Annotated in this window: 4 protein-coding genes and 1 pseudogene; 1 reads left to right on the top strand and 4 read right to left on the bottom strand. The window is 74.0% G+C overall.

Annotated elements, in window-relative coordinates; all coding sequences use genetic code 11:
* Positions 1–376: 376 nt before the first annotated feature.
* Positions 377–1,810 (top strand): adenylosuccinate lyase, encoded by a 1,434-nt coding sequence (gene purB / locus F2B26_RS13660; protein WP_159810281.1) that lies wholly within the window; start codon positions 377–379, stop codon positions 1,808–1,810.
* Positions 1,811–1,846: 36 nt separating this feature from the next.
* On the opposite strand, the gene F2B26_RS13655 is transcribed toward purB, so the two are convergent.
* The 4 genes and pseudogenes from F2B26_RS13655 to F2B26_RS13640 all read right to left on the bottom strand — a co-directional run.
* Positions 1,847–3,517: an amidohydrolase gene (locus tag F2B26_RS13655; RefSeq protein ID WP_159810279.1), complete on the bottom strand. Its 1,671-nt coding sequence runs from the start codon at positions 3,515–3,517 to the stop codon at positions 1,847–1,849.
* Positions 3,518–3,584: 67 nt separating this feature from the next.
* Entirely contained in the window at positions 3,585–5,138 is a 1,554-nt protein-coding gene (locus F2B26_RS13650) for an MFS transporter (protein ID WP_159810277.1), read from the bottom strand.
* Between the two features lie 165 nt (positions 5,139–5,303).
* On the bottom strand, positions 5,304–6,299 hold the full coding sequence (locus F2B26_RS13645; protein ID WP_159810275.1) for a phosphotransferase family protein: 996 nt from the start codon (positions 6,297–6,299) through the stop codon (positions 5,304–5,306).
* Between the two features lie 9 nt (positions 6,300–6,308).
* Positions 6,309–6,689, bottom strand: a pseudogene (locus tag F2B26_RS13640) (hypothetical protein); the annotation flags it as partial.

Raw genomic sequence — 6,689 nt, 5'->3', positions numbered from 1 at the left:
TGTACCTGCCCAACCTCAACGCCCGGATCATCGACAAGGGCGTGACCGCCGGCAACACCACCGTCATCTGGCAGACCGGCTGGCTGCACCGGGCTCCGAGGGGAGCCTCACCGGGCCGGTGCAGGTCACCGGCCCGGACGACAGCGCCGTCCCAGCGGCGAGCACGAGGTCGTGGGCGGCGAGCAGGTCGGCATGAGCCTGCACGAGGGGAGCTGTCATGGGCGGGGACGCTAGGCCGGACGTCCACGGCATCCGGACGGACGTCGTCGCCCCGCACCCCACCGCCGCGCGCACCGCGGGCTGGGGACGGCTCGCGGGAGGGTCGCCCGTCGGGATCGGGCCCCGCCGGCCACCCGGTCTGCGCGATGATGGCCCCATGCCGACCCCCGCACGTGTGAGCCTGGCCGACGTCGTCCCGCCCATCGCCCTGGGCCCGCTCGACGGGCGCTACCGCCCCGCCGTCGCCCCGCTGGTCGACCACCTGAGCGAGGCCGCGCTCAACCGCGAGCGCCTGCACGTCGAGGTCGAGTGGCTCATCCACCTCACCTCGACCGGTGCCGTGCCCGGGGCCCCCGCGCTGAGCGAGGCCGAGCAGACCTACCTGCGCGAGGTCGTCGCCACCTTCGGCCCCGAGCAGGTCACCGAGCTGGGCGAGATCGAGAAGGTCACCGTCCACGACGTCAAGGCCGTCGAGTACTTCCTCAAGCGCCGCCTGGCCGCCGCCCCCGAGCAGCTGGGCGAGACCGTGCTGGCCGAGGTCGGCGAGCTCGTGCACTTCGCCCTCACCAGCGAGGACGTCAACAACCTCAGCTACGCGCTCATGGTCCGCGGCGCCGTCTGGCAGGTGTGGCTGCCCGCGGCCACGCAGCTCGTCGAGCAGGTCGCGACGCTGGCCCGCGAGCAGCGCGCGCAGCCCATGCTCGCCCTCACCCACGGGCAGCCGGCCACCCCGACGACGCTGGGCAAGGAGCTCGCGGTGCTCGCCCACCGGCTGCACCGCCAGCTCACCCGCATCGCGTGCGACGAGTTCCTCGGCAAGCTCAACGGTGCCACCGGGACGTACGGCGCGTTCCTGGCGGCGGTGCCGGGGACCGACTGGCAGCAGGTGTCCCGCACGTTCGTCGAGCACCTGGGCCTCACCTGGAACCCGCTCACCACGCAGATCGAGTCGCACGACTGGCAGGCCGAGCTGTACGCCGACGTGGCCCGGTTCAACCGCGTGCTGCACAACCTCGCGACCGATGTGTGGACCTACATCTCGCGCGGGGTGTTCACCCAGATCCCGGTGCCCGGGGCGACCGGCAGCTCGACCATGCCGCACAAGGTCAACCCGATCCGGTTCGAGAACGCCGAGGCCAACCTCGAGCTGTCCAGCGCCCTGCTCGACACCCTCGCGTCGACCCTCGTGACGAGCCGGCTGCAGCGCGACCTCACCGACTCCACGACGCAGCGCAACATCGGCCCGGCGTTCGGGCACTCGCTGCTCGCCATCGACAACGTGCGCCGCGGGCTGTCCGGGCTCGCGGTGAGCGAGGCCACCCTGGCGGCCGAGCTCGACGCCAACTGGGAGGTGCTCGCCGAACCCGTGCAGTCGGCGATGCGGGCCGCCTCGGTCGCGGGCGTCGAGGGCATGGCGAACCCGTACGAGCGGCTCAAGGAGCTCACCCGCGGGCACCGCCTCACGGCCGACGAGATGCGCGAGTTCATCGGCGGCCTCGGTCTGCCCGACGACGTGGCCGCCCGGCTGCAGGCGCTGAGCCCCGCGACGTACACCGGCCTGGCCGCCGACCTGGTGGACCACCTGGGCTGACCGGTCGCGGGTCAGCCGCCGAGCCCAACCCCCCGGTCAGGCGGGCGACGTCCCGCGGGCCGCCGCGAGGAACTCCCCGAGGTCGATCCGCCGCCCGCCGAGCCAGGTGCCGGCGACCTTGACCTTCTCGTCGAGGTGGTCGGGGGCGACCTCGTACGGGTCGGCCGTGAGCTCGACGAGATCGGCGAGCTTGCCCACCGCGATCGAGCCGACGAGGTGGTCGCGGTGCAGCGTGCGCGCGGCGTCGATGGTGTGCGCGCGCAGCGCGGCGTCCAGGTCGATCCGCTGCTCCGGGGCGTGCACGGCCCCGCTGCGGGTGCGCCGGGTGACGGCGGTCTGCACGTTGAGCACCGGGGTGGGCAGCGACACCGAGCCGTCGTTGTGGAACGAGATGCATGCCCCGGAGGCCACGCCGTCGGCGAACGGCTGCCAGTGCGAGCCGTGGGTGTGGTCGAACATCTGGCCGTCCAGCAGGTCGCCCCAGTAGTAGTACTGGAACGGCGCCATGGACATGTGCACCCCGAGCCGCGCGGCCCGCTCGAACTGGTCCTTGCGCGCCCCGCCGACGTGCTCGATGCGCCAGCGGTGGTCGGTGCCGAGCAGACCGTGCACGGTGAGCGCCCGCTCGTAGGCGTCGAGCGACCGGTCGATGGCCAGGTCGCCGTTGGAGTGGAAGGACATGGAGAACCCGGTGGGGGCGCAGCGGTCGAGGATCGCGTCGATCTGCTCGCGGCTGTAGTTCATCGACGCCGGGCTGCCGGCCGTGGCAGGGTCGATCCCGGCGTGCTCGGTCGCCGGGCTGTCCTGGTACGGGAAGGACAGCGCGACGTTCCCGATCCACGGCGAGCCGTCGGTCCACAGCTTGATGCCCTGCTTGACCAGCAGCTGCTCCCCGGCGGCGAAGGTGACCTTCTCGACGCAGTCGTCGTCGGTGGACACGTGCCACATGCTCACCCGCAGCGGGACGCTGGGCAGGGACGCGAGCGCCTCGTACCCGGGGACCAGGTTGGTCGCGAAGGTCATGTCCGAGGTCGACGTGATGCCGCCGCGCGCCATGAGCGCGAAGTACTGCGCGGCGCTGAGCAGCGGGTTGCCGCCCAGGGCCGCCATCACGGGGGCGAGCACGAGGGTGTTGGCCGGCACCTCGTAGGAGACGCCGGTGAGCGCACCGTCGCCGGTGCGCTCGAAGTGGCCGCCGACCGGGTCGGCCGGGGGCGCGACGTCCCACCCGTGCCCCCGGACGAGCGCGGAGGTGAAGTAGGTCGCGTGGCCGGAGTTGTCGGCGACGACGACGACGCGGTCGCCGAAGATCTGGTCCATCTCGGCCGCCCGGGGTGCGGGGCGCCCGTGCAGCAGCGCGTCGAAGCCGTTGAACAGCAGGGGCAGCGCCGGGTCGCTCGCGGCGGCGGTGGCGGCGAACACGTCGAGCACGTCCGCCCAGGTGGGGGCCACCCACGGGGCGATGGACACCGCCGGGGCCTGGGTGGCGACCCCGCTCATGAACGGGTGGCTGTGCGGTTCGACGAAACCGGGCATGAGCGCCGCGGCCCCCGTGTCGACCACATCGGCGCCGGGCAGCGCCGCCCGGCACTGGGCCAGGGTGCCGACCGCGACGATCGCGCCGTCGCGCACGCCGACCGCCTGCGCGCGCGGTGCGTCCGGGTCCATGGTGAGGACGGTCCTGGCGGTGATGATCGTTCCGGTCACGGTGATCTCCTCCTGCTGGTGCCGGACGACGTGGTCCGGCGGGGCGACCCGGTCGCCGGGTCAGGGTTCAGCTGTGCGCGGGCTCCGGGTGGTCCAGCCCGAGGAACTCCTCGACGGGCACCGCAGCCGTGCGCCGGCGCAGCGCGACGACCACGACGAGCGCCCCGACCGCCACGGCCACGGCGCTGATGAGGAACGTCGCGACGAACGCCTGCGTGTAGATGCCGGCGAGCGTGGCGTGGCTGATCGTGGCGAGCCCGGCGTCGGTGGTGCTGCCGGTGGTCAGGTAGGACGTGATCGAGTCCCAGGCGCCATCCCCGGAGACCGCGCCCTTGGAGGCGCTGCTCACCCCGTGCAACGTGAAGATGCTCACCAGCACGGTGGTTCCGGTCAGACCCAGGGAGTAGCCGAACTGCCCGAACGCCGTCCGGCTGGAGGTGACCGCGCCGAAGAACCGGGCGGGCGCCAGCCCGAGGAACAGGCTGGACTGCACCAGCCCGACGAGCGTCATGCCGAACCCGGTGAGCGCGAGCATCGGCACGAAGATCGCGTACCCGGAGTCCTTGGTGACGAGCAGCGCGAGGGCGAACCCGGCGACGATGAGCGCGCAGCCCGCCGTGGCGATCCTCACCGTGGCCACGCCGGCCTTGAGCGCCCGGCCGGCGACCGCCGAGGCGATCACCGAGACGATGACGGTCGGCAGGCCGGCGATGCCGATGACGGCCGTGGGCAGGTGCACGACGTACTGCCAGAAGTTCGCGGTCATCTGGCTGGTCGCCGAGCTGGCGAAGTTGAAGAGCACGCCCATGAGCGCGGCCGCGAGGAACGCCGGGTGCCGCAGCAGCCGCACCGGGAACACCGGGGAGGCGGTGTGCGCGTCGTACCGGACGAAGACGGCCAGGGCTCCGGCCCCGAGAAGCACCGGCAGCCAGCAGGCGGCCCGCTGCACCCCGCCGCTGGCGGCGCTGATCCCGACGAGCATCCCGGCGATGCCGACCGCGATGAGGCCCATGCCCACGTAGTCGACGCGCCCCCCGGCGTTGCGCGGCACGGACGGCAGCAGGGCGAAGGTGAGCGGGAACGCGATCACCGACACCACCGGCAGCGTGACGAACGCGAGCCGCCAGTCGATCGCCGCCAACGGCCCGGTGAGCACGAGCACGACGAGCGGGACCACGACCGCGACGATGTTGAAGGTGGCCAGCGCCGGACCGCGGTCGGCCGCCGTGGTGACGTTCTTGATCATCCCGTAGGCCGCGGCGAAGGTGGCGCCGAGCGCGACACCGGTGACGATGCGCCCGGCGAGGTACACCGCCGCGTCCGGCCCCAGCGCCGTGAGCAGCTGCCCGACCGACGCCAGCAGCACGGAGAAGGCGAGCACGGTGCGTCGGCCGAGCCGGTCGGCGAGCACCCCGCTGGGGATCACCGTGGCGGCCAGGGCGAACGTGGAGATCCCGGCGGCCAGCGACTGCAACGACGCCGAGAAGTTGAGCTCGTCCGACGCCTTCACCAGGGTGAGGGTGGCGATGAGCGGGTCGGAGACCTGGATGGCCGCCAGCAGCCCCAGCAGCGGCACCGCCCAGCGGCTCAGACCCTTGACCTGCGGCGTCTCTGCGGTCACCGGACCCATCCCCTCGTGGTGGGATCGCTGCCCCCGTGACCGGCCGGGCAGGTTCCCGGCCGGTGCGCTGCCCGCGCCGCCGAGAGGATCCGCTGAGGATGTCATCGGCCGACCCTCGGGCGAGGTTGAGCCGATGAGCAGGGGTTCTCCTGCCCGGGCCGCGGCTCAGGCCAGCGCGTCGAGCGCCGCGGCGTGCAGGGCGTGCACACCGTCGAGGTGCGCGGGCAGCCAGTCCCCCGCGTACCCCCGCGGCGCGACCTCGACCAGCATGAGGAGCGCCATGACGAGCTGGCACAGGGCGTACCTGCGCTCGCCGTGCTCGGTGCCGAGCGGGAGCTCGCCGCCGCCCTGCCGGTAGCCGTCGACCAGGTCGGACGACGGCGGCCCGAGCCGGAACGGTGCGGCACCCACGAGGTCGAACAGCGGGTCGCCGTAGAACGCCCGTTCGGGGTCGATGACGCCGGTGAGGGTTCCGTCGTCCGGGTCGACGAACAGGTTGCCCGGCCACAGGTCGGCGTGCACGAGCGAGGGGTGCTCGACCGTGGCCAACGCCTCGGTGTGCCGGGCCACGGCGGCGCGCACGGCCGGTGCCTGCACGTCGACGTCCCAGCGGACGGCGTCGGCGAGCAGCGCCTCGACGATCGCGGTGTACGCCTGCGGCCAGGTGTCCCCGCGCAGCGTCGTGGCCGGGTCGAGGTAGCCGAACCGGTCGCCGTGCAGCGTGTGCAGGTGCGCCATGAGCGTCCCGAGGCGGCGCTCGCGGGCGGCGAGCTGCGCCGCGGTGGGCTCCGGGCCCTGCTCGGCCGGGACACCGCGGGCATGGCTGGCGACCACGACGTCACCGTCCAGCAGCGTCCGGCTGAAGTCGGTGAGCAGGACGTGCGGCATGAGCAGCTCGGGGTGCGGTGCGGCCAGCCGGTAGACCTCGGCCTCGGCGCGCAGCAGGTCGCGTTCGTAGGTGAGCAGCCGGTCGTCGGACGCGGGGGCGGTCTTGGCGACCACCCGGGTGCCGTCGGCCAGCGCGAGCCGGTGCGTGGTCGCGAACATCCCGCCGGTGAGCGGCTCGACGTCGACGAGCTCGCCGAGTGGGGCGACCAGGCGTGCGAGCGCCGTGCGGACCTGGGGGCGGACGGCGCCTGCCGTCTCGGGTGCGCCGCTCATCGGCCCAGCCTAGGAGCGGGCCGCCGCCTCCTGCGCCACCGGCTCGGGCACGAGCGGCCGCAGCGTCGTGGCGCGCGTGCGCGCCGGCCGCGCCAGCGCGACGAGGTCGGCGAGGGCCCGCTCGTACGCCACCTCGTCGCCCGCACGGGCCGCGGCGCGGGCCCGGGAGGTGGGGGCGTGCATCCGGGTGTGCGCCTGACGACGTGCGGCTGGCAGCCCGGCGGGGTCGTCGGGCAGGGCGCCGAGCACCTGGGCGCGGGCGGCAACGATCCGGGCGTCCCACGCACGGACCCGGCGGTCGACGTCGAACTGCGCGGCGGCGGCCTGCACCTGGGCCCGGGCCCGGCGGGCCGGTTCCCCGGCGTCGGGGGCGGCCGCCGCGACGTCGCG

The organism is Cellulomonas citrea (assembly GCF_009829685.1).
GTDB lineage: Bacteria > Actinomycetota > Actinomycetes > Actinomycetales > Cellulomonadaceae > Cellulomonas > Cellulomonas citrea.
Note: the sequence above shows the minus strand (reverse complement) of the source record. Positions and strands in the feature narration are given on the sequence as shown.